The organism is Rhodobacter maritimus (genome assembly GCF_058747975.1).
This window is the reverse complement of record NZ_CM179095.1, coordinates 2,602,280-2,625,342: the sequence shown is the minus strand read 5'-3', so window position 1 is coordinate 2,625,342 and position 23,063 is coordinate 2,602,280. Positions and strand designations below refer to the sequence as shown.

The window sequence follows — 23,063 nt, the reverse complement described above, 5'->3', positions numbered from 1 at the left end:
CCGCGCGCCTTAGCTGCGCAGGCCGGTCTCGTAAAGCAGGCCGCGCCGCTTGGCCTCGTAGTAATACCCCTTGGCATACCACATGACGGCGCGGTCTTGGGAGCCGTCGGCCACCATCCAGGCGCCGCGCAGGTATTTCACCGCGTATTTCAGGTTGGTTTCGGCATCCAGCAGGTCCGAGGGTTGGCCGCGGAACCCCATCGTGCCCGCGGTCTGCGGCAGGATCTGCATCAGCCCGTAATAGGGGCCGTTGCGCGCCCCCGGATTATAGCCGCTTTCGCGCTGGACCACGCGATGCACAAGGCTGCGCGGCACCTCGTAGTGATCGGCATACTGGTTGATCAGCGCGCGCAGCTCGGGCGTTTCGCCAGCGTGAAGCTGCGGGTTGTGCGGGGCCTTGTCCGAACGGCGGCCCTTTCCGCCACAGGCGGCGAGCATGCCAAGACCGGACAACAACACGAAGCGACGCGAAAGATGGGTCATGAAACCTCCTTGGGGTTGACCTGTCTTAGCGTTTTCGCGCCCTGCGGTGAAGGGCGTGCCGGGGGCGATACGCGGCGCCTTGCCGATCAGGCCGGGCAAAGGTGAACCTGCGTGTCCCATTCCGCGCATTGGCGCATCAGTTCGGGCGGTAGGGGACGGTCGATGAAGACCGCGTCCAGATCGCCAAGCGAGGCCATCCGCACCGGGGCCGAGCGCTCCAGCTTGGAGGCGTCGGTCACAAGGAAGGTGTGGCGCGACTGGCGGATGATGGTGCGGCTGACGCGCACCTCGGCCAGGTCGAAATCCAGCAGGTCGCCCTCGCGGTCCAGCGCCGAGACGCCGATGATCGCGTAATCCACCTTGAACTGCTGCATGAAATCGGCCGTCAGGTCGCCCACCAGCCCCCCGTCGGAGCGGCGCAGCGCCCCGCCCGCCACCATGATCTCGCAGCCGTCATTGGCCAGCAGGATATTGGCAACGTTGATGTTGTTGGTCACCACGGTGATGTTCTGATGGCCCAGAAGCTCGCGCGCGACGGCTTCGGTTGTGGTGCCAAGGTTGAGGATGATCGAACAGTTGTTCGGGATGGCCTGCGCGCAGGCGCGCCCGATCGCGGCCTTCGCCGCCTCGTTCATGCGCCGCCTTTCGCCATAGCCGATATTGGAAACGCCGGTGCGGATCACCGCGCCGCCATGCACCCGGTCCAGCATGCCCGCATCGGCCAGTTCGCTCAGGTCGCGGCGGATCGTCTGGAGCGTGACATTGAACCGCTCGGCCAGCGATTCGACGACGACGCGGCCCTCGGTGCGGGCGAGGTCGAGAATTTCGGACTGTCTGAAGCTGAGCGCCATGCCACCCCTCACATGCCCTTTCTTCGCATATCGCCACAGCCCTGTCATGAAGAAAGACCAGCATGCGTTTGCGGTTTTTGCGATAAAAGGTTCGTTTTTGTGAAAAACGCAAAAAAAGGAAAATAATCTTTGACAAAGCGCACCGAGGCGCGCTTACCTTGGCGGGTATCTAGGGGGAGAGTCCGTGGACAAGGCGCAGACCGGCGAAACGCCGTTCGATCTGTTCATCATCGGAGGCGGGATCAACGGCTGCGGCATCGCCCGCGATGCCGCCGGGCGCGGCATCTCCGTCGCCCTTGCCGAGATGGGCGATCTTGCGCAGGCGACCTCTTCGGCCTCGACCAAGCTGTTCCACGGCGGGCTGCGCTATCTGGAATATTTCGAGTTCCGCCTTGTGCGCGAGGCGCTGGAAGAGCGCGAGACGCTTCTGGTGGCGATGCCGCATATCAGCTGGCCGATGCGCTTCGTGCTGCCCATGCACCGCGACATGCGGTTCGAAAACGACACGCCGACCTCACGGTTGCTGGGCTTCTTCATGCCATGGATGCGCGGGCGGCGGCCATTCTGGCTTATCCGGCTGGGGTTGTTCATGTATGACAATCTGGGCGGGCGAAAGATCCTGCCCGGAACGCGGACGCTGGATCTGCACTCCGATCCGGCGGGGGCAGCCTTGCAGCCGAAATTCCGGCGTGCCTACGAATATTCCGACTGCTGGGTCGAGGATTCGCGCCTTGTCGTGCTGAACGCCCGCGATGCCGAGGCGCGGGGCGCGAAGATCATGGTGCGCACCAGGGTGATCAGCGCCGAACGTCAGGGCGCGCTGTGGATCATCACCACCGAAGGGCCGGGCGGCCGGGCGACCTATCGCGCGCGGGCACTGGTCAATGCCGGCGGCCCCTGGGTCGAGGACGTGATCCGCAACACGCTGCATATCGATTCCTCCGAAGGGGTGCGGCTGGTGCGTGGCAGCCATATCGTCACGCGGCGCCTGTTCGGTCATGACCGCTGCTATTTCTTCCAGGGCGAGGATGGCCGGATCATCTTTGCCATTCCCTATGAGCAGGACTTCACCCTGATCGGCACCACCGACCAGGACCATGACGGCCCGCCCGGATCGGCCGCCTGCACCGAGGCCGAGCAGGACTATCTGTGCGCCTTCGCCAGCCGCTATTTCCGCAAGCCCGTGACGCGCGACCAGATCGTCTGGACCTATTCGGGCGTCCGGCCGCTTTACAATGACGGGGCGAAATCGGCCACGGCGGCCACGCGCGACTATGTGCTGAGCCTCGATCGCAACGGGCCGCCCTTGCTCAATGTCTTCGGCGGCAAGATCACCACCTACCGGCGGCTGGCCGAAGCCGCGCTTTCCAGGCTCGCGCCGTTCTTTCCGGCGGCAACGGGGCGCTGGACCGCGCGGGTGCCGCTGCCGGGGGGGGATTTCGCGCAGGACGGCGTGGCCGCGCTGATCGCGGCGCTTCGGGCCGAATATCCCTTCCTGACGGAATACTGGGCGGGCCGTCTGGTGCGCGCCTATGGCACCGAGGCGCGCGCCATCCTGGGTGATGCGCGGGTGGCCGAGGATCTGGGGCGCGATTTCGGCGCCACGCTGAGCGAGGCGGAGGTGCGTTGGCTGATTGCGCGCGAATTTGCCTGCACCGCCGAGGATATCGTCTGGCGCCGCTCCAAGCTGGGGCTGCGGCTGGATGCCGGCCAGATCGGGGAACTTGCGGATTACATGGCCGGGGCAACGGCGGCGGGGCCTGTGCGCTGCGTCAGCCCGGCCGCGGAATAAGGGGGGAGCGATGGCTCTGGAGTTGAAGGGGGTGTCCAGAACGGTCGAGGGGCGGGTGCATATCCACCCCACCGATCTTGTGCTGGAGAAGGGCACGATGAACGTGCTTCTGGGCCCCACGCTGGCGGGCAAGACCAGCCTGATGCGGCTGATGGCGGGGCTGGACGTGCCCACGGCCGGGCGCATCCTGTGGCACGGGCAGGACGTGACGGGCCTGCGCGTGCAGGACCGGCAGGTCGCCATGGTCTATCAGCAGTTCATCAATTACCCGGCGATGAGCGTTTACGACAACATCGCCTCTCCGCTGCGGCTGATGGGCCGGTCCCGCACCGAGATCGACCGTGCAGTGCATGAAACCGCCGAGATGCTGAAGCTGACGCCGATGCTTGCGCGCAAGCCGCTGGAACTTTCAGGCGGCCAGCAGCAGCGCTGCGCGCTTGCGCGGGCGCTGGTCAAGGGCGCGGGGCTGGTGCTTCTGGACGAGCCGCTTGCGAACCTCGACTACAAGCTGCGCGAAGAGCTGCGCGCAGAGATCCCGCGCATCTTCGAGGCCTCGGGCGCGATCTTCGTCTATGCCACGACCGAACCCGAAGAGGCGCTTTTGCTGGGCGGCAATACCGCGGCACTCTGGCAGGGCAGGGTTGCGCAGTTCGGACCCACGCCGCAGGTCTATCGCCAGCCGGTCGATGCCACCACCGCGCGGGTCTTTTCCGATCCGCCGATGAATTTCGTGCCGGTGGTGAAAACCGGGCATCGGCTGAATTTCGGCGAGAACGCCAATGCACCGGCCGACGGGGCCTTTGCCGACCTGCCCGAGGGGCGCTACCTGGCCGGGTTCCGCGCCAATCATCTGGAGATCAACCGCCATTCCGGCAATGCGGTGGAATTCAGCTGCACGCTGGCCGTGTCCGAGATCACCGGCGCGGAAACCTTCCTGCATGTCGATCACGGCCGCGAACGCTGGGTCGCGCTGGTGCATGGCGTGCAGGAAATCGCGCCGGGGGCCGCGCTGTCGGTCTGGCTCGATCCCGCGCATGTCTACCTGTTCGACGAGGCCGGCCGGCTTGTGACGCCCGCCGCCTATGCGGTCGCGGCCTGAAGGGGGGAAGGGACCATGGCACAGATCACGCTTTCGAACCTTGCGCACAGCTACTTGGCCGATCCGCGTTCCGAGGCGGATTTCGCGCTCAAGCAGATGGATCATGTCTGGCAGGACGGCGGGGCCTATGCGCTTCTGGGATCGTCGGGCTGCGGTAAGACCACGCTTCTCAACATCATCTCGGGCCTGCTGCGGCCCAGCCAGGGGCGCGTGCTGTTCGGCGAGCGTGACGTGACCGATGCGCCCACCGCGGCGCGCAACATCGCCCAGGTGTTCCAGTTCCCCGTCGTCTACGACACGATGAGCGTGCGCGACAACCTGGCCTTCCCGCTGCGCAACCGCGGCATGGATGCGGCCTATATCCGCGCGCGGGTCGGGCAGATCGCGCAGATGATCGGCATGGAGGCGACGCTGGATCACAAGGCGCGCGGCCTGACGGCGGATGCCAAGCAGAAGATCAGCCTTGGCCGCGGCATGGTGCGCGAGGACGTGAACGCGATCCTGTTCGACGAACCGCTGACCGTGATCGACCCGCATATGAAATGGGAATTGCGCACGCAGCTGAAAAAGCTGCACCGCGAATTCGGCCATACGATGATCTATGTCACCCATGACCAGACCGAGGCGCTGACCTTCGCCGACAAGGTCGTGGTTATGTATGACGGGCGCGTCGTGCAGATGGGCACGCCCGAAGAACTGTTCGAGACACCGCAGCATACCTTCGTGGGCTATTTCATCGGCTCTCCGGGGATGAACCTCTTCGAGGCAGAGATCAAGGGATCGCAGGCCGTGGTCAACGGTCATGCGGTGCAGCTGGGCGCGGCCTATGGGCCGATAGGGGGCCGCGCCCAGATCGGCATCCGCCCCGAGTTCTGCGCGCTCAGCGACGAGGGGGGGCTGCCGGTGACGATCCGCCGTGTCGAGGATGTCGGCCGCCACCGCATCGTGCGCGCCGAGGCCTTCGGCCAGCCGGTCAACATCATCGCGCCCGAGGGGATGCCGATCGGCCCCGAGATGACCCGCGTCAGCTTTGCCCGGCAGAAGATCAACGTTTATTCCGACGACTGGCGCGTCAAGGCGGAGGCCGCGTGATGGACAAGACAACCAATAACAAGGCGTGGTTTCTGGTCCTGCCGGTCCTGGCGCTGGTGGCCTTTTCGGCGGTGATCCCGCTGATGACGGTGGTGAACTATTCCGTGCAGGACACTTTCGGCAACAACCAGTTCTTCTGGGCCGGGCTCGAATGGTTCGAAGAGATGATCCATTCCGACCGGCTGCACGCGGCGCTTGGCAGGCAGGTGGTCTTTTCGGCCATCATTTTGGCGATCGAGGTGCCGCTTGGCATCTTCGTGGCGCTCAACATGCCCAAGCGGGGCTTCTGGGCCAGCTTCTGCCTTGTGCTGATGGCGCTGCCGCTTCTGATCCCGTTCAACGTGGTGGGCACGATCTGGCAGATCTTCGGCCGTGTCGATATCGGGCTTCTGGGCCATACGCTGGCCGCGCTTGGCCTTGACTACAACTACACTAACGACGAGGTCGACGCCTGGGCCACGGTGATCGTGATGGATGTCTGGCACTGGACCTCGCTTGTGGCGCTTTTGTGCTATGCGGGGCTGCAATCCATCCCCGAGGCCTATTACCAGGCCGCCAAGATCGACCAGGCCAGCCGGTGGGCGGTGTTCCGCTTCATCGAATTGCCCAAGATGTCGGGCGTGCTGCTGATCGCGGTCCTGCTGCGCTTCATGGACAGCTTCATGATCTATACCGAACCCTTCGTGGTGACCGGCGGCGGGCCGGGCAACGCCACCACCTTCCTGTCAATCGACCTTGTGAAGATGGCGGTGGGGCAGTTCGACCTTGGCCCCGCGGCGGCCTTCTCGATCATGTATTTCCTTGTGATCCTGCTGGTCAGCTGGGTGTTCTACACGGTGATGACCAATCTCGACAAACAGGAGGGCGCGTGATGCGCATGAAATCCTCGGCCGTCGTGATGACGCTGTATCTGCTGTTTCTGCTGGTGCCGATCTACTGGCTGGTGAACATGAGCCTGAAGACGAATATCGAGATCACCTCGAGCTTCTCGCTCTGGCCGCGCAACCTGACCTTCGCCAATTACCGCACGATCCTGACCGATCCGGCCTGGTATATGGGCTATGTCAACTCGATCATCTATGTGGTGATGAACACGGTCATCTCGATCACCGTGGCGCTGCCCGCGGCCTATGCTTTCAGCCGCTACCGCTTCATGGGCGACAAGCACCTGTTCTTCTGGCTGCTGACCAACCGGATGGCGCCGCCCGCGGTCTTCGCGCTGCCCTTCTTCCAGCTTTATTCCTCGGTCGGGCTGTTTGACACGCATATCGCGGTGGCGCTTGCGCATTGCCTGTTCAACGTGCCGCTGGCGGTCTGGATCCTTGAAGGGTTCATGCGCGGCGTGCCCAAGGAGATCGACGAGACCGCCTATATCGACGGCTACAGTTTCGGCCGCTTCTTCGTGAAGATCTTCATGCCGCTCATCGCAAGCGGCATCGGGGTGGCGGCGTTCTTCTGCTTCATGTTCAGCTGGGTCGAACTGTTGCTATCGCGCACGCTGACCTCGGTCAATGCCAAGCCGATCGCGGCGACGATGACGCGCACCGTCTCGGCCAGCGGGATGGACTGGGGCGTGCTGGCCGCGGCGGGGGTGCTGACCATCATTCCCGGCGCGCTCGTGATCTATTTCGTCCGCAACTATATCGCCAAGGGCTTCGCCCTGGGGAGGGTGTGACATGGCATGGATGGCCTGGACCGTTCCGACCGCGATCTTCTTCGCAACCATCGCCTGCCTTCTGGTGATCTTCACCGTGCTGGCGATCCGCTATCCCGAAACGCCGCGCCCGGGTGTCCTGCGCATCGAGACGACGCGCGGCGACCGGCTGTTCATTTCGCTGCTTGGCTCGGCCTTTATCTGTATCGGCTGGCTTGCTGTCTTCGGCGCCCCGCTCTGGGCGGCGCTGATCGTGTGCCTGATCTATGCCGCGGCGGTGTTCCGCTGGGTCTGATCGGGGAAACCTACCACCACCAGGTCTGAATTCTCAGGGAGGAGAACATGAGACTGAACAGAACCTCAACCGCCATTGCGCTTGCGCTGATGGTCAGCGGCGGCGCGCCCGCCTGGGCCGATATGGAGGCCGCGACGGCGTTCCTCGATGCCGAGATCGGCGAGATGTCGGCGCTGTCGCGCGCCGATCAGGAAGCCGAAATGCAGTGGTTCATCGATGCCGCGGCACCGTTTGCAGGCATGGACATCAAGGTCGTGTCCGAAACGATCACCACGCATGAATACGAATCCAAGGTGCTGGCCCCGGCTTTCACCGCGATCACCGGCATCAAGATCACCCACGACCTGATCGGCGAGGGCGATGTCGTGGAAAAGCTCCAGACCCAGATGCAATCGGGCGAGAACATCTATGACGCCTATATCAACGACAGCGACCTGATCGGCACGCATTGGCGCTACAAGCAGGCGCGCAGCCTGACCGACTGGATGGCGGGCGAAGGTGCCGATGTCACCAATCCGGGCCTCGATATCGACGATTTCATCGGCAAGAGCTTTACCACCGCCCCGGACGGAGAGCTTTACCAGCTTCCCGACCAGCAATTCGCCAACCTCTACTGGTTCCGCTACGACTGGTTCAACGACCCCGCGATCCAGGCCGAGTTCAAGGAGAAATACGGCTACGATCTTGGCGTCCCCGTGAACTGGTCGGCCTATGAGGATATTGCCGAGTTCTTCACCGGGCGCGAGATCGACGGCAAGAAGATCTACGGCCATATGGACTATGGCAAGAAAGACCCCTCGCTTGGGTGGCGCTTCACCGATGCGTGGCTGTCGATGGCGGGCAACGGTGACAAGGGCATCCCGAACGGCGTGCCGGTGGACGAATGGGGCATCCGCGTGGACGAGAACAGCCGTCCCGTCGGTTCCTGCGTGGCGCGTGGCGGCGATACGAACGGCCCGGCCTCGGTCTATGCGATCGAGAAATACCTCGACTGGCTGAACAAATACGCCCCGCCCGCGGCGGCCGGCATGACCTTCGGGGAATCCGGTCCGGTGCCGGCACAGGGCGAGATCGCGCAGCAGATCTTCTGGTATACCGCCTTCACCGCCGACATGGTCAAGGACGGCCTGCCCGTGGTGAACGAGGACGGCACCCCGAAATGGCGCATGGCGCCAAGCCCGCATGGCGTCTACTGGAAGGACGGCATGAAGCTTGGCTATCAGGATGCCGGGTCGTGGACGCTGATGGAAAGCACTCCGGTGGATCGCGCCAAGGCGGCCTGGCTTTATGCGCAATTCGTCACCTCGAAGACGGTGGATGTGAAGAAAAGCCATGTCGGCCTGACCTTCATCCGCGAATCCACCCTTCAGCACGACAGCTTCACCGAGCGCGCGCCGAAGCTTGGCGGTCTGGTCGAGTTCTACCGCTCGCCCGCGCGGCTTCAGTGGTCGCCCACGGGCACCAACGTGCCGGACTATCCCAAGCTCGCGCAGCTGTGGTGGCAGGCGATCGGTGACGCGGCCTCGGGCGCGAAGACCGCGCAGGAGGCCATGGACAGCCTGTGCGCCGAACAGGAGCGCGTGCTGGAGCGTCTTGAGCGCGCCGGCATCATGGGCGACATCGGTCCGAAGCTGAACGAGGAACACGACCTTGCCTACTGGAACAAGGTCGCGACCGATGCGGGCTCACTCGCGCCGCAGCTGAAGATCGAGAACGAGAAGGAACAGCCCATGACCGTGAATTACGACGAGCTGATCAAATCCTGGCAGTAAGCTGCCCGGCCGGGGGCGGGGGAAATCCCTCCGCCCCCTTTTTCATGGCAAGCATACTTGCGGCCCGTCCCGCCGTGGCGCGAATATGCTTCCCATGGAGAAGAGCAGAAGGGGGGCGCAATGACCCATATCCTTGCCATCGACCAGGGTACCACATCCTCGCGCGCGATCCTGTTCGATGCGGGGCTGAGCGTGGTGGCCGTCGCGCAGGAAGAGTTCCGCCAGATCTATCCGCAGCCCGGCTGGGTCGAGCATGACCCCACCGACCTGTGGGCCACGGTGGCCGCCACCGCGCGGGCCGCGATCGAAAAGGCCGGGATCGATGCGCATGAGATCGCCGCGATCGGCATCACCAACCAGCGCGAAACCACGCTGCTGTGGGACCGGGCCACGGGCCAGCCCCTGCACAATGCCATCGTCTGGCAGGACCGGCGCACCGCCGATACCTGCGCGGCGCTGCGCGCGGCGGGGCACGAGGCGATGATTGCCGCGCGCACCGGGCTGTTATGCGATCCGTATTTTTCGGGAACCAAGCTGAAATGGCTGCTCGACACCATCCCCGGTGCCAGGGACCGCGCGGCGGCGGGGGCGCTCGCCTTCGGCACGGTCGACAGCTTCCTGATCTGGAAGCTGACCGGCGGGCGGGTGCATGCCACCGATGCCACCAATGCCGCCCGCACCATGCTTTACAACATCCGCGAGGGGCATTGGGACGAAGAGATCTGCGCCCTTCTCGATATTCCCGTGGCGCTTTTGCCCGAGGTGAAGGATTGCGCCGCCGATTTCGGCATGACCCGCGCCGATCTGTTCGGCCATGAGATCGCGATCGCCGGCGTGGCGGGCGACCAGCAGGCCGCGACGGTGGGGCAGGCCTGCTTCGCGCCGGGCATGATGAAATCGACCTATGGCACGGGCTGTTTCGCGCTACTGAACACGGGCGATCAGTTCGTCGCCTCGAAGAACCGGCTGCTGACCACCATCGCCTATCAGTTCGACGGCCAGCCCACCTATGCGCTTGAAGGGTCGATCTTCATCGCCGGGGCGGTGGTGCAATGGCTGCGCGACGGGCTGAAGATCATCCGCGACGCGGCCGAGACCCAGCCCCTGGCCGAGGCCGCCGATCCCGCGCAAGGGGTCGTTCTGGTCCCTGCCTTCACCGGGCTTGGCGCGCCCTATTGGCGGCCCGAGTGCCGCGGCGCGATCTATGGGCTGACGCGCAATTCCGGCCCGGCCGAATTCGCGCGTGCGGCGCTGGAGAGCGTGGGCTATCAGACGCGCGACCTGCTCGAGGCGATGCGCGCGGACTGGGGCCGGGCGGCCGACGGCGTGCTGCGCGTGGATGGGGGCATGACGGCCTCGGACTGGGCGATGCAGTTCCTGTCGGACATCATCGGCGCGCCGGTGGACCGCCCCGAGGTCACCGAAACGACCGCGCTTGGCGCGGCCTGGCTGGCGGGGATGCGGGTCGGGCTTTACCCCGATGCCGACAGCTTCGCCCGTGGCTGGGCGCTGGAGCGGCGCTTTGCCCCCGCCATGGACGAAGACACGCGGCGCGACAAATATGCCCGCTGGGGGCGTGCCGTTCAGGCCACGATGGGCGTATGACGCCGTTCTCGATCGCCGCACCCGGCCGCATCCTGTTCGGCCGGGGCGAGGCCGCGAAGGCCCCCGCCCTTGCCGCCGCTTTCGGCGCGCGCTGCCTTCTGGTGCATGGCGCCGATCCCGCGCGGGCCGCCTGGCTGGTTGCCGGGCTGCGCGCGCAGGGGGTGGCGGTCGAGGCGCTTGCCTGCGCGGCCGAACCCGACCTGCCGGGGCTGGAACAGGCGGTGGCGCAGGCGCGGGCCTTCGGGGCCGAATGCGTCCTTGGGCTGGGGGGCGGGGCGGCCATGGACATGGCCAAGGCCATTGCCGCGCTGGTGCCCGCGCCGGGCGGTGCGATGGATCATCTGGAGGTGGTCGGCAAGGGGCTGCCCCTTGCCGCCCCGCCGCTGCCCTTCATCGCCATCCCCACCACCGCGGGCACCGGGGCCGAGGTGACGAAGAACGCCGTGATCGGATTGCCCGATCACGCGCGCAAGGTGTCGTTGCGCGATGACAGGATGCTGGCGCGGCTGGCCATCGTCGACCCGGCCCTGACCGATCGCTGCCCGCGCGCGGTGACGCTGACCTCGGGGCTTGATGCGGTCACCCAGGTGATCGAGCCTTATGTCTCGGTCCGGGCCACGCCCTTCACCGATGCGCTTGCGCGTCCGGCGATCGGGCTGGGGCTGGGCGCGCTTTTGCGCCTGATGCAGGCCGAGGACCCGCGTGCGCGCGACGAGCTGGCCTGGACGAGCCTTTGCGGCGGGCTTGCGCTTGCCAATGGCGGGCTGGGGGCGGTGCATGGCCTTGCAGGCCCGATCGGCGGCATGACGGGGGCGCCCCATGGCGCGATCTGCGGGGCCTTGCTGGCCCCGGTTCTGGCCGCCAATGGCGCGCGGGCGACCGGGATCGCGGCCGAGCGTCTGGCCGAAGTGCGGGGCATGATCGCGCGCGTCTTCCGCGTGGCGCCGGGTGCGGCCTTCGAGACGCTTGCCCGGTGGGCGCGCGATCAGGGGCTGCCGGGGCTGGTCGCGCTTGGCCTTGCCCCCGAAGCCCGCGCCGCCGCGGCCGAAGCAGCGCTGGGGTCGAGTTCGATGAAGGGCAACCCGGTCGCGCTTGGTCCGCGCGAGCTGATCGGGATCATGGAGGCGGCGGACTAGCTAGCCCTCGGCCTTGCCCGCCCGCCGCAGGCGCAGCGCGTTCGTCACCACGAAGACCGACGAGAACGCCATCGCCCCGGCCGCCAGCATGGGCGACAGGCCGGTGCCGCCAAAGGGCACAAGCACGCCCATCGCCACCGGGATCAGCGCCGCGTTATAGGCGAAGGCCCAGAACAGGTTCTGCCGGATGTTGCGCATCACCGCGCGCGAAAGGTTCAGCGCGCGTGCCACGCCCCGCGGATCGCCCTGCATCAGCACGACCTCGGCCGCCTCGATGGCCACATCGGTGCCGGTGCCGATGGCCAGGCCGATATCGGCGGCGGCAAGCGCGGGGGCGTCGTTGATGCCGTCCCCGACAAAGGCCACCGTGCCGTCGCGCCCCAGATCCTCGATCGTGGCGACCTTGCCGTCGGGCAGCACCTCGGCCACCACGCGCGAGATGCCCAGCATGCGCCCGACCGCCGCAGCCGTCGCCTGCGTATCGCCCGAGATCATCGCAACCTCGACCCCCGCATGCTGCAAATCCTGCACCGCCTGCCGCGCCCCGGCCTTGACCGGATCGGCAAGCGCCATCAGCGCGGCCAGCGTGCCGTCAAGCGCCAGCCAGACCGGTGTCTTGCCCTCATCCGCCAGTTGCGCGGCACGGGCCTGAAGGGCCGAGATGTCGACCTCCGCCTCGGCCATGGCGCGGGCATTGCCCAGCAACAGCGCCCGGCCATCGGCCTCGGCCGACAGCCCGCGGCCGGGCAGCGAGGTGACCTTGCGCGCGCGGGCGGGGGTCAGCCCGCGATCGGCCGCGGCCGACAGGATCGCCTGTGCCAGCGGGTGTTCGGACCGCGCCTCGGCGCCGGCGGCAAGGCGCAGCGCCTCATCCGCGTCGATGCCTTCGGCGGGAATCAGATCGGTCAGGGCGGGGTGCCCCTCGGTCAGGGTTCCGGTCTTGTCGAAGGCCACGATCCGCGCCTCGGCCAGCCGTTGCAGCGCGTCGCCCCGCCGGAACAGCAGCCCCAGTTCCGCCCCGCGCCCCGTCCCCACGAGGATCGAGACCGGCGTGGCCAGCCCCATCGCGCAGGGGCAGGCGATGATCATCACCGAGATCGCGGCCACCAGCGCATGGGTCAGCGCGGGGGCGGGCGCGAAGACCATCCACAGGATGAAGGTCAGAACCGACAGCGCCATCACCACCGGCACGAAGACGCGCGTGACCTTGTCGACCAGCGCCTGCACCGGCAGCTTGCCGCCCTGCGCGGCCTCGACCATGGCGATGATGCGCGACAGGACCGTGTCGCCGCCGGTCGCGGTGACACGGAAGGACAGCGCGGCCGCGCCATTCACCGTGCCCCCGGTGACCGGGCTGCCCTGGGTCTTTTCGACCGGGGCGGGCTCGCCCGTCAGCATGGCCTCGTCGATCCAGCCGTGGCCCTCGGTGACGATCCCGTCCACGGGCACCCGTTCGCCGGGCAGAAGCTGCACGATGTCGCCGGGGGCGAGTTCCTCGACCGGAAGCTCGACCACGCCGCTGGCGCGCTCGACGCGCGCGGTTGCCGGGCGCAGCTCGATCAGGCGCGAGATGGCCTGACCCGCGCGCCCGCGGGCCCGTGCCTCAAGCCAGCGTCCCAGAAGGATCAGCGTCACGATCACCGCGGCGGCCTCGAAATAGACCTCGCGCGCTGAGGGGGGCAGCAGGGCGGGCGCAAGCGTCACCACCGCCGAATAGGCAAAGGCCGAAAGCGCCCCGAGTGCTACGAGCGAGTTCATCTCGGGCGCCCCGCGCAGAAGCGCGGGGATGCCGAGGCGCAGGAAGACGCGCCCCGGCCCGGCCAGCACCGCCGCCGTCAGCACCATCTGGATGCCGTGGTTCAGCGGCGTGCCGAGCGTGCCCATGATCCAGTGATGGAAGGCCGGGATCATGTGCCCGCCCATGGCCAGCACGAACACCGGAAGCGTCAGCAGCGCCGCGATCAGCGTCGCGCGTTTCAGCCGCGCGACCTCGTGCGCCTGACGGTCGGTCGCGGCGGGAGAGGGGGCTGCGTCGTCGGCCACCTGCGCGGGATAGCCCGCCGCGGTCACGATCCGCGCCAGCTCCGAAGGCGCGACCGCCCCCTGCGCATAGCTGACCTGTGCCGAATTCGTCGCCAGGTTCACCGCCGCCGACAACACGCCCGGCGTGCCCGCAAGCGCGCGCTCGACCCGCCCGGCGCAGGAGGCGCAGGTCATGCCGTCGATCGTCAGCCGGATGTCGGCCGTCGCCGCGGGATAGCCCGCCTTCCGAAGCGCCGCCCCCAGCGAGGCGGGCGTGGCGGGGGCATCGAATTCGACATGGGCCGAGCGCGCGATCAGGTTGGCATTGGCCGCGCGGACGCCGGGCTCGGCCAGCAGGGCGCGTTCCACCCGGCCGGTGCAGGCGCCGCAATGCATTCCGTCGATGATGAAGGTCGTCTGGGCTGTCATGATGCGTTCCTTCCGAAAGATGGAAATGGTCCCCAGAGGCGGCGGGGTCAACAGCGACTCGATATACATTCGATATATTGAATTTGTTTTGGGGCGATGCTATGTAGAAGCCAAGATCCATTCAATCAGGAGAACCCCGATGACGCTTGACCGTGTGATGTTCGCCTTCGCAGGCGCTATGGTGTTGCTGAGCGTGGTGCTGACGCAGTTCGTGTCGCCTTATTTCATGTGGTTTACGGTCTTCGTCGGGGCCAACATGCTGCAATCCGCCTTTACCGGCTTCTGCCCCGCGGCCCGCATCTTTTCCAAGTTCGGCGTCAAGGCTGGCTGCGCTTTCCAGTAAGGAACCTTCCGGCGCGCGACGGGTTGAGAGAAAAGGCCGGCTTTGCTAGCCTTAACTCTCGGGTCTTTGGGAGATTTTGATGGACCGCCGCACGCTTGTCGCTTCTTTTGCCGCTTTGCCGATCCTTGGGGTTCCCGCCATTTCGCGGGCGCAGACCGTGCGCACGGTTGCCGCTGCGCCGCCCGAGGTGGAAACCGCGCCGAAATGGCCGATCGCGCCCCAGTATTATCCGACGAAAGTGACGGTTCGGCCGGAATACGAGCCCGGCTCGATCATCATCCTTTCGGATCGCTTTTTCCTTTATCACGTCATCGAGAAACGCAAGGCGATGCGCTATGGCGTGGCGGTCGGCCGGGCAGAGCTGGTCTTTCGTGGCGAGGCAGAGGTCGGACGCAAGGTCGAATGGCCAAGCTGGAAACCCACGCCCGAAATGATCCAGCGCAATCCCGGCGCCTATGCCCGCTATGCCGATGGCATGCCGGGCGGCCCCAAGAACCCGCTTGGCGCGCGGGCGCTTTATCTTTACCAGAACGGCCGCGATACCGCGATCCGCATCCACGGCACGACCGAGCCGCAATCCATCGGCCATGCGGTCTCGAACGGGTGCATCCGCATGGTGAACGATCACGTCATCGCGCTTTTCGATCAGGTTCCGATCGGAACGAAGGTCACGGTTTACTGAATGAGCCTTGTTCTGAGGGCGGTGGGGGATCTTGCCGCCCTGGGGTTTGATGACATCATCGATGTGCGCTCTCCGTCCGAGTTTGCCGAGGATCATCTGCCCGGCGCGATCAACCTGCCGGTTCTGGACGATGCCGAGCGCGCCAGGGTCGGCACGATCTACAAGCAGGTTTCGCCCTTCGATGCACGCAAGATCGGCGCGGCACTGGTGGCCGGGAATGCGGCGCGCCACCTAACCGGACCACTGGCCGACCGGCCGGGGGGATGGCGACCGCTGATCTATTGCTGGCGCGGAGGGCAACGGTCGGGATCTTTCGCAACCATCCTGCGGCAAGTCGGGTGGCGCGCCGAACTGATCGAGGGAGGCTACAAGAGCTGGCGCCGACTGGTCGTCGAGGCGGTCGCCGCGCCGGTTGCGGCGCCGATTGTGGTTCTGGACGGCAATACCGGTTCGGCCAAGACCGAGATCTTGCAGCATTGTGCCCTGGCCGGGCATCAGGTCATCGACCTTGAGGGGCTTGCCAATCATCGCGGCTCTCTTTTCGGCGCGCGGGACGGGGGGCAGCCCGGCCAGAAGGCCTTCGAAGGCCGCCTGGCGCTTGCGCTTGCCGCGCTCGATCCGGCCCGCCCAGTTCTGGTCGAGGCCGAAAGTTCCCGGATCGGGGCGATATCGGTGCCGCGGGGGCTCTGGAAGGCGATGTGCGCGGCACCGCGGCTGCATCTGGCGCTGCCGGTCGAGGAGCGCGCGCGCTATCTCGTGCGGGCCTATGGCGATCTGGCAGCCGATATCGGGCGGCTGGAAACGACGATCCTGCGGCTGCGGCCGATGCATGCCGCGCAGGTGATCGGGCGATGGATCGGGCTTGCGCACGCGGGCGAGGTTACGCAACTGGCGCAAGAGCTGATGCAGCAGCATTACGATCCGCGCTACGAAAAGCACCGCGCGCGTCATGACGATGGCGCCGGGCTGCGGGTCGTGGCCGACAGCCTTGCCGCCGATGCGCTTCCCGAACTGGCCGCGCGCGTGGCGGCCGCGGCAGGGCGACTGGTCAGGCCGTGACGTTCAGATGCGGCAGGCCGGCCAAAAGCGTCCCGACAAGGGCCGCATCCTCGCCTGCCTCCCGCAGGGCGGCCAGCAGATCGGCGGCTTCGTCGGAAGGAATCGCGGCCAGCAGCCCGCCTGCGGTTTGCGGATCGAACAGAAGCGGAAGGCGCGGATGGTCCGGGGCCGTGATCAGGCCTGAAAGCGCCTCGGTATTCGCCGGCAGCAGGCTGGAGCCGTGACCGGCCAGCGACAGCGCCTCGGCGCCCGGCAGAAACCGCATCGCGCTCAGATCGACCGTGGCCGCGCAGCCCGAGGCCTCCAGGATCGCCATCAGGTGCCCGGCGAATCCGAAGCCGGTCACATCGGTCATGGCATGTGCGTGCGGCGCCAGAATCGCCGCCGAAGCGGCGTTGCCGCGCGCCATCGAGGCCAGGGTATGCGCAACGGCCGCGCCGGGTGCGGCCCGCGCCATCTCGGCCGCAAGTACGACCCCGGTGCCAAGCGGCTTGGTCAGGATCAGCGCATCGCCCGGCCGCGCGCCTGCATTGGTGAGGATGGCCCCGTCCTGCGCAAGCCCGGTGATAGTGAAGCCAAGCGTCAGTTCCGCGCCGATGCTGGTATGGCCGCCCACCAGTTCCGCCCCGGCGGCGGCGAACTCGGCCGTCGCGGCGGCAAGGATCTCGGCCAGGGTGCGCTGTTGCAGCGCGCGCGACATGCGCGGCAGCGTGACCTGCGCAAGTGCGGCCTGCGGGCTGGCCCCCATGGCCCAGATGTCGCCCATCGCATGGACCGCCACGATGCGCGCCAGAAGCCAGGGGTCTTCGGTGAAGGCGCGGACGTGATCGGTGGTGATGGTCTGAAGCCCGCCCTGCGCCCCGTGGCGCAGCACGGCCGCATCGTCGCCGGGCCCCGTCAGCACGTCCTGCCGCCCGGCGCGTGGCAGTTCGCCTAGCGCGGCGATCAGCCCCGTGCGGTCCATCTTGGCGCCGCAACCGCCGCAAAGCGGCTTGTTGCCCGCGACCTCTTCGCGCAGCCCCAGGGCCACGCGGGCGGGAAGGGCGGCGGGGGGCATCTGCGGCAGGTCATGCACCATCGCCATGAAGCGCCGGTCGATCCGGTCCTTCCAGCGCCAGAGCCAGGCGCCGTCAAGCGGCAGGCGCCATTTGTCGGCCACGGCCCGCCTGTCGCCGGTCGAGACGAGCTTCAGGTAATCGCGCTGCGGCTTGTAGCTGCGCAGCCGCCCGCCCGACAATGCGGCGCGCAGGTTGTGTATCAGGACGGGGGCCTGCCGCACGGCATAGACCCCGGCCTTGGGGCGCGGTGCGTGGCGCATATGGGCGATGTCCCCGGCGGCGAAGATCGCCGGATCGTTCACCGAGGCCAGGGTCGGCGCGACCTCGACAAAGCCGTCGTGCAGGCGCAGCCCGGTCTCTTGCAGCCAGGGCGCGGGGCGGGTTGCGCCCGTGCCGATGACGAAATCCGCGCCGATGGAACGGCCATCGCCAAGCGTGACGCCCCCGGCCTGCGCGGCAACCACTTGCGCGTGCGTCTCGACCCGCACGCCAAGCCGGTCGCAATGGGCCAGAAGCCGCCGGCGCGCCCCCGGCCCGAGGGCGGACAGCGCCTCGGGGGCGGCCTCGAGCACGGTGACCGTGCCCTCCGGCCCGATGCGATGCGCGGCGGCCAGTGCCAGTTCCACCCCCGCTACGCCGCCGCCGATCACCACCACGCGCCGCCCCTTGCGCGGATCGGCCACGAAGCCCGACCAGCGGTCGGCAAAGGCGTCAAGCGGCTTGGCCGGCACGACATGGTCGGCAAAGCCGGGCAGGTCAGGCATCTCGGCCGTGATGCCGATGTCGATCGAGGCGATGTCATAGCCGATCGGCGCCCGCCCCGGCACATGGATGCGCCGCGCTTCGCGGTCGATCCCCTCGGCCCGGCCAAGGATCAGCCGCGCCCCGGCGTGGCGGGCAAGGCGCACCAGATCCAGTTGCAAGGCCTCGCGCGGGTAATGCCCGGCGATATGGCCCGGAAGCATGCCCGAATATGCCGCCGTGGGCAGCGGGTTGATGACGCTGAGCCGCACACCGGGCAGGGACTTCATGCCCCACATCCGAAGAAACAGGGCATGGGTGTGCCCGCCGCCGATCAGCACAAGGTCGCGGGTCAGGGGAAGGGGGGCGTTCTGCATCACTCGTATCCCTTTGCTCGGCCCATCCCTAACCTGCCGGCCACGCCACGGCCAGCCCCGGTGTCGGCACTGGACCTTGGACGCGCGGCGCGTCATTGTCGCGCAAAATTGTAGCACAAGTTGTCGCACAAATTGGCGCGCAGGGGAGGGATTGCATGCGGCGCATCTATGTTACCGGAACCGCGGGGTTCATCGGGTTCCATCTGGCCGGACTGCTGCTGGAACAGGGTTTTCGCGTGCACGGCTATGACGGCTTCACCCCCTATTACGACGTCAAGCTGAAGCGCGACCGCCAGGCCCTTCTGGAACGCCATGCGGGCTTCACCTCGACCGAGGCGATGCTTGAGGACAGCGACCGCCTTCTGGCCGACATTTCGGCATTCGCCCCCGACGTGATCGTGCATCTGGCCGCGCAGGCCGGCGTGCGCTACAGCCTCGAGGCGCCGCGCAGCTATATCAGCGGCAATATCGAGGGCACGTTCAACGTGCTTGAAGCCGCGCGCGCGGTGGGCGTGGCGCATCTGCTGATCGCGTCGACCTCGTCGGTCTATGGCGCCAATACCCGGATGCCCTACCGAGAGACCGACAAGGCCGACAGCCAGGTCTCGCTTTATGCCGCGACTAAGAAGGCCTGCGAATCGATGAGCCATGCCTATGCCGACCTGCATGGCATTCCCACGACGCTGTTTCGCTTTTTCACCGTCTACGGCCCCTGGGGGCGGCCCGACATGGCGCCGTTCCTCTTTACCCGCGCGATCCTGGCGAACGAACCGATCAAGGTGTTCGGAGAGGGCAGGATGTATCGTGATTTCACCTATGTCACCGATCTGGTGCGCGGCATTCGCGGGTTGATCGACGCGGTGCCCGAACGCGGCCGCCCCGTGGCCGAGGGCGACAGCCTTTCGCCCGTGGCGCCCTGGCGCGTGGTCAATATCGGCAACGGGGACAAGGTGGCCCTGATGGATTTCATCGACGCGATCGAGGCCGCCACCGGCATCCCCGCGATACGGGAGCTTGCCGGCATGCAAAAGGGCGACGTGCGCGCGACATGGGCCGACAACAGCCTTTTGCAGCATCTGACGGGATACCGGCCGCAAACCGGCGTGCGCGAGGGTATCGCGCAATTCGTCGATTGGTATCGCGGCTATTACGGAAACTGATTTCGCCCTTGACGCAACTGGGTGCCTGCCGTAGAGACCCGCTTCAATGGCTAGGTAGCTCAGCTGGTTAGAGCACGTGACTCATAATCACGGGGTCGGGGGTTCGAGTCCCCCCCTCGCCACCACCGATCCCCCCTAACATGGCGCCGGACCCGCGGATGCGTTCAGGGAATGGGGTGGCAGGATCTTCAATCCTTGTCCCCCGCAGCCCCCCAGAGACGGTTTCGAGAACACGCCGCATAAAGCCGCTTGATAAGCGCGCCCGGCAGGCCGGGTTTCCTGCCGCCGGACGCCAATCGGCGGGCCCCCGTGCTGTCATCGAGCGTGGCGCCCAGTTTTTCCAGAAATTCGTTATAGAATTCGGGTACGTAGTGAACGTAGCCCGGCCCCCAGGGATGGCCTGCCCAGCCTATGATCCTGTCATGGGACACCGTGATGGGACGGCATTCCGGAACGATCTCCATAAAGGCCTTGTCGAGCGCGGCCCAGGCCTCGTTGAAGCGCGACATCCTGTATTTTCCTTTGGTCAGTCCGGCCTCGCTGACCTCATCGGATGCGGCTCTGGCGCAGTTCAGGATTATGATCGCCTCGGGATTCGCGCGCCTTATGATCTTGATGACGTGCTTCAATGACTTGCGTTAGACCGGCAGATAGGCGCGGATATTGTCGGCCGGCTTGTGGTCCTTGATGCCCTTGAAATTCTGTTCGAACCGGGAATTGCCGATCTGCCAGACATTATGCGTGACGCGCGTATCGAGGATTTCGGAATACCCGAACCTGACATCCGCAAAATTGTCAAAGATTACGATGCCTTCCTTTGATTCCCGATAACGCGACAGAAAGTTCTTGCTGCAATCATTCAGGACCGTGGTCCTGCTCCAGTCGTTCAGTTCCGAGATCTGGTCTTCAATCCCCGATAGCGGTGGGGCGGCCGAGCTGACGATGGAGCTTTGATTCTGTAGCAGGGTAACGGTGTATCGATCTTTGTAATCCGCGTTGAACTGCGTGTTGAAGTTGTCCCTGGATACACAAGATCCGTGTATCGCAACCCGATGCAAGCCCATGCTCATGCCTTCCCTGTGGTGGCTTAGTCTGCGTCCGGTTCGAGGCCGGGTCAAACCGGATTCCGCGCCCGGATGGCGGAAATCGTGCCGGCCGGGCGCCGCGTCCTCGCCGCCTTTTGCCGCCCGGCGGATGCCGGTCTTTGCCGGCCCGGCGCATTGCCTGTTGACCCAGGGTCATGAGGCGGGTCCAATGAAAGGGTTGTTCCTGTCGGTCCTGTCGCGGGAACTTCCAAAAATATCAAAATAAAACAATAGCTTTTCCAACACAGGGGGACATCATGTCTGCAAAGATCGTTGTTGGGCTGGATGGAAGCGGCGCGGGATCGCGCGCGGTTTCCTATGCCGAAAAGGTAGCCCGGCTTATCGGAAACTGCGAGATAATCCTCGTCTATGTGATCGAATGGTCACCCTATTCCTTTCAGACCGCGGAAGAAAACGCGCAGCGCCACAAGCGCCGGGAAGAAGAGATCAAGACCGCAATGGAGCGCGTCGTGTCCCCGGCGGTCGATGCATTGAAGAAGGACGGTGTCGAAGCATCGGGCGAGGTTCGCCACGGCGATGTCGCCGATCTTCTCAATACCATCGCGGTCGAGCGCGGCGCCGATCAGATCATCGTCGCACGCACCTCGGAAGGGGGCATCAAGCGCCGGATCTTCGGATCCTCCACCGCCAATCTCGTGATGCATGCAAGCGTGCCCGTCACGGTCGTCGGCTGAAGGAGAGAACAGATGAAACACGCATTTTTTCCCGCAGCTCTCATCTTGCTTGCCGGTGCCGCCACGTCGGCGGCCGCACAGGAAAGCAGAACCATCGATGAGGCCGTGAACGAGGTTTTCGACACCGTGACGGGCCCGTTCGTCAGCCTGATCTTCGCGCCGCTTCCGGGCACGGCGTTCCCGTGGATCGTGATGTGGCTGGTGGTGGCCGCCTCGATCTTCACGATCTATTTCGGCTTCATCCAGTTCAGGGCCTTCAAACACGCGATCGAGCTGGTCCGGGGCGACTATTCGGACCCCAATGACGCAGGCGAGGTCAGCCATTTCCAGGCCCTTGCGACGGCGCTTTCGGGCACGGTCGGGCTTGGCAATATCGCGGGGGTCGCGGTCGCCGTCGGGATCGGCGGGCCGGGGGCCACGTTCTGGATGATCCTGGCGGGCCTGCTTGGCATGGCCTCCAAGTTCACCGAGTGCACGCTGGGGGTGAAATACCGCAACGAGTATCCCGATGGCAGCGTGTCGGGCGGCCCGATGTATTACATCTTCAAGGGCTTTGCCGAGCGCGGGATGCCGGGCGGCAGGTTCATGGCGGCGCTCTTTGCGGTGTTCTGCATCCTCGGGTCTTTGGGCGGGGGCAACATGTTCCAGGCCAACCAGGCGCATGCCCAGATTTCGGGCATCTTCGGCAGCTATCCGGGCTGGATCACCGGGCTGTTGTTCGCCGCGCTGGTCTTTGCGGTCATCGTGGGCGGGATCAAGTCGATCGCGCGCGTGACCGAGAAGGTCGTGCCCTTCATGGGCATCCTTTACGTCGGTGCCGCGGTGATCATCCTGCTGGTCAATTTCGACAGGATCGGCTGGGCGTTCGGGCAGATCTTCGACGGGGCCTTTACCGGGGCCGGTGTCGCGGGGGGCATGGTCGGTGCGCTGATCCAGGGCTTTAAGCGGGCCGCCTTCTCGAACGAGGCGGGCGTGGGTTCGGCCGCCATCGCCCATTCGGCGGTGCGCACCAAGGAGCCGATCACCGAGGGCTTCGTGTCGCTTCTGGAGCCGTTCATCGACACGGTGGTGATCTGCACGATGACCGCGCTGGTCATCACCATCTCGGGCCATCTGATGGTCGACCCGGCCACGGGCGATTACATCGTGAACGGAGGTTCGATCCAGACGGTGGGCGATGTCTCGGGGGTGGCGCTGACCTCGGCGGCCTTTGCCACGGGGTTCGGCTGGTTCCCCTATGTGCTGGCGGTCGCGGTGATCCTGTTCGCCTTCTCGACGATGATCTCGTGGTCTTATTATGGGCTCAAGGCCTGGACCTACCTGTTCGGCGAGGGCAAGACGACCGAACTGACCTTCAAGATCCTCTTTTGCGTCTTCGTCGTGATCGGGGCGGCGGCAAGCCTTGGCCCGGTGATCGACTTTTCGGATGCGGCGATCTTTGCGATGGCGGTGGTCAATATCGCGGCGCTTTATGTGCTCATGCCCATCGTCCGGGCCGAGCTGGCCTCTTACCGCGCGCGGCTGAAATCCGGCGAGATCCGGAAATTCGTCAGCAGGTAAGCGGATCTGCGGGCGGTCCGGCGGTGCCGGGCCGTCTGTTCCGGGGGGCGTTCCTGCATGCCCCGGCCCCCTT

At 66.0% G+C, this 23,063-nt stretch carries 21 protein-coding genes and 1 tRNA gene; 16 read left to right on the top strand and 6 right to left on the bottom strand.

Going from position 1 to position 23,063, the window contains the following annotated elements:
* Window positions 1–9: 9 nt before the first annotated feature.
* Both AC4PTO_RS13320 and AC4PTO_RS13315 read right to left on the bottom strand, forming a co-directional pair.
* Window positions 10–483 carry a transglycosylase SLT domain-containing protein gene (locus AC4PTO_RS13320; RefSeq protein ID WP_492729220.1) on the bottom strand — a complete coding sequence of 158 codons (474 nt, stop codon included), beginning with the start codon at window positions 481–483 and terminating at the stop codon, window positions 10–12.
* 86 nt (window positions 484–569) lie between these two features.
* A complete protein-coding gene (locus AC4PTO_RS13315; RefSeq protein WP_492729218.1) occupies window positions 570–1,334 on the bottom strand; it encodes a DeoR/GlpR family DNA-binding transcription regulator in 765 nt (254 codons plus the stop codon).
* A 184-nt stretch (window positions 1,335–1,518) separates the two neighbouring features.
* Between AC4PTO_RS13315 and glpD the strand changes: the two genes are divergently transcribed.
* The 9 genes from glpD (at window position 1,519) to AC4PTO_RS13270 (ending at window position 11,779) form a co-directional block, all read left to right on the top strand.
* Window positions 1,519–3,126 (top strand): glycerol-3-phosphate dehydrogenase, encoded by a 1,608-nt coding sequence (glpD, locus tag AC4PTO_RS13310; RefSeq protein ID WP_492729216.1) that lies wholly within the window; start codon window positions 1,519–1,521, stop codon window positions 3,124–3,126.
* Window positions 3,127–3,136: 10 nt separating this feature from the next.
* Entirely contained in the window at window positions 3,137–4,225 is a 1,089-nt protein-coding gene (locus AC4PTO_RS13305; RefSeq protein WP_492729214.1) for an ABC transporter ATP-binding protein, read from the top strand.
* A gap of 15 nt (window positions 4,226–4,240) precedes the next feature.
* Window positions 4,241–5,317: an ABC transporter ATP-binding protein gene (locus tag AC4PTO_RS13300; RefSeq protein WP_492729212.1), complete on the top strand. Its 1,077-nt coding sequence runs from the start codon at window positions 4,241–4,243 to the stop codon at window positions 5,315–5,317.
* The gene (locus tag AC4PTO_RS13295) at window positions 5,317–6,189 is read left to right on the top strand and encodes a carbohydrate ABC transporter permease (protein WP_492729210.1); all 873 of its coding nucleotides are present in this window, start codon (window positions 5,317–5,319) and stop codon (window positions 6,187–6,189) included. Before AC4PTO_RS13300 ends, AC4PTO_RS13295 begins: the two co-directional genes overlap by 1 nt.
* The gene (locus AC4PTO_RS13290; RefSeq protein WP_492729208.1) at window positions 6,189–6,992 is read left to right on the top strand and encodes a carbohydrate ABC transporter permease; all 804 of its coding nucleotides are present in this window, start codon (window positions 6,189–6,191) and stop codon (window positions 6,990–6,992) included. Before AC4PTO_RS13295 ends, AC4PTO_RS13290 begins: the two co-directional genes overlap by 1 nt.
* A gap of 1 nt (window position 6,993) precedes the next feature.
* Complete coding sequence (locus AC4PTO_RS13285; RefSeq protein WP_492729206.1) at window positions 6,994–7,266, top strand: DUF2160 domain-containing protein; 273 nt, start codon at window positions 6,994–6,996, stop codon at window positions 7,264–7,266.
* A gap of 47 nt (window positions 7,267–7,313) precedes the next feature.
* On the top strand, window positions 7,314–9,038 hold the full coding sequence (locus AC4PTO_RS13280) for an ABC transporter substrate-binding protein (RefSeq protein WP_492729205.1): 1,725 nt from the start codon (window positions 7,314–7,316) through the stop codon (window positions 9,036–9,038).
* A 120-nt stretch (window positions 9,039–9,158) separates the two neighbouring features.
* Window positions 9,159–10,643 carry a glycerol kinase GlpK gene (glpK, locus tag AC4PTO_RS13275; protein WP_492729203.1) on the top strand — a complete coding sequence of 495 codons (1,485 nt, stop codon included), beginning with the start codon at window positions 9,159–9,161 and terminating at the stop codon, window positions 10,641–10,643.
* Window positions 10,640–11,779, top strand: a complete 1,140-nt coding sequence (locus AC4PTO_RS13270) for an iron-containing alcohol dehydrogenase (RefSeq protein WP_492729201.1) — start codon at window positions 10,640–10,642, stop codon at window positions 11,777–11,779. Before glpK ends, AC4PTO_RS13270 begins: the two co-directional genes overlap by 4 nt.
* On the opposite strand, the gene AC4PTO_RS13265 is transcribed toward AC4PTO_RS13270, so the two are convergent.
* Window positions 11,780–14,230 (bottom strand): heavy metal translocating P-type ATPase, encoded by a 2,451-nt coding sequence (locus tag AC4PTO_RS13265; RefSeq protein ID WP_492729199.1) that lies wholly within the window; start codon window positions 14,228–14,230, stop codon window positions 11,780–11,782. It lies immediately after the preceding gene.
* Between the two features lie 139 nt (window positions 14,231–14,369).
* On the opposite strand from AC4PTO_RS13265, the gene AC4PTO_RS13260 reads away from it, so the two are divergent.
* The 3 genes from AC4PTO_RS13260 (at window position 14,370) to mnmH (ending at window position 16,314) form a co-directional block, all read left to right on the top strand.
* On the top strand, window positions 14,370–14,573 hold the full coding sequence (locus tag AC4PTO_RS13260) for a YgaP family membrane protein (RefSeq protein ID WP_492729197.1): 204 nt from the start codon (window positions 14,370–14,372) through the stop codon (window positions 14,571–14,573).
* A gap of 79 nt (window positions 14,574–14,652) precedes the next feature.
* Window positions 14,653–15,255, top strand: coding sequence for a L,D-transpeptidase (locus tag AC4PTO_RS13255; RefSeq protein WP_492729195.1), 603 nt, complete (start codon window positions 14,653–14,655; stop codon window positions 15,253–15,255).
* Window positions 15,256–16,314, top strand: coding sequence for a tRNA 2-selenouridine(34) synthase MnmH (gene mnmH, locus AC4PTO_RS13250; RefSeq protein ID WP_492729193.1), 1,059 nt, complete (start codon window positions 15,256–15,258; stop codon window positions 16,312–16,314).
* Here mnmH and selD read toward each other — a convergent pair.
* On the bottom strand, window positions 16,304–18,490 hold the full coding sequence (gene selD / locus AC4PTO_RS13245) for a selenide, water dikinase SelD (protein WP_492729192.1): 2,187 nt from the start codon (window positions 18,488–18,490) through the stop codon (window positions 16,304–16,306). The genes mnmH and selD overlap by 11 nt on opposite strands.
* 155 nt (window positions 18,491–18,645) lie before the next feature.
* Here selD and AC4PTO_RS13240 point away from each other — a divergent pair, with 155 nt between their 5' ends.
* Both AC4PTO_RS13240 and AC4PTO_RS13235 read left to right on the top strand, forming a co-directional pair.
* Window positions 18,646–19,650: an NAD-dependent epimerase/dehydratase family protein gene (locus AC4PTO_RS13240; RefSeq protein WP_492729190.1), complete on the top strand. Its 1,005-nt coding sequence runs from the start codon at window positions 18,646–18,648 to the stop codon at window positions 19,648–19,650.
* Window positions 19,651–19,698: 48 nt separating this feature from the next.
* Window positions 19,699–19,775: transfer RNA gene (locus AC4PTO_RS13235), tRNA-Met, on the top strand.
* 63 nt (window positions 19,776–19,838) lie between these two features.
* Here AC4PTO_RS13235 and AC4PTO_RS13230 read toward each other — a convergent pair.
* Together AC4PTO_RS13230 and AC4PTO_RS13225 are read right to left on the bottom strand one after the other, a co-directional pair.
* Complete coding sequence (locus AC4PTO_RS13230) at window positions 19,839–20,279, bottom strand: hypothetical protein (RefSeq protein WP_492729188.1); 441 nt, start codon at window positions 20,277–20,279, stop codon at window positions 19,839–19,841.
* 9 nt (window positions 20,280–20,288) lie between these two features.
* On the bottom strand, window positions 20,289–20,720 hold the full coding sequence (locus tag AC4PTO_RS13225) for a DUF6270 domain-containing protein (protein WP_492729186.1): 432 nt from the start codon (window positions 20,718–20,720) through the stop codon (window positions 20,289–20,291).
* Window positions 20,721–20,992: 272 nt separating this feature from the next.
* Between AC4PTO_RS13225 and AC4PTO_RS13220 the strand changes: the two genes are divergently transcribed.
* Both AC4PTO_RS13220 and AC4PTO_RS13215 read left to right on the top strand, forming a co-directional pair.
* On the top strand, window positions 20,993–21,430 hold the full coding sequence (locus AC4PTO_RS13220) for a universal stress protein (protein WP_492729184.1): 438 nt from the start codon (window positions 20,993–20,995) through the stop codon (window positions 21,428–21,430).
* Window positions 21,431–21,442: 12 nt separating this feature from the next.
* Window positions 21,443–22,990 carry an alanine/glycine:cation symporter family protein gene (locus tag AC4PTO_RS13215; protein ID WP_492729183.1) on the top strand — a complete coding sequence of 516 codons (1,548 nt, stop codon included), beginning with the start codon at window positions 21,443–21,445 and terminating at the stop codon, window positions 22,988–22,990.
* Window positions 22,991–23,063 lie beyond the last annotated feature (73 nt).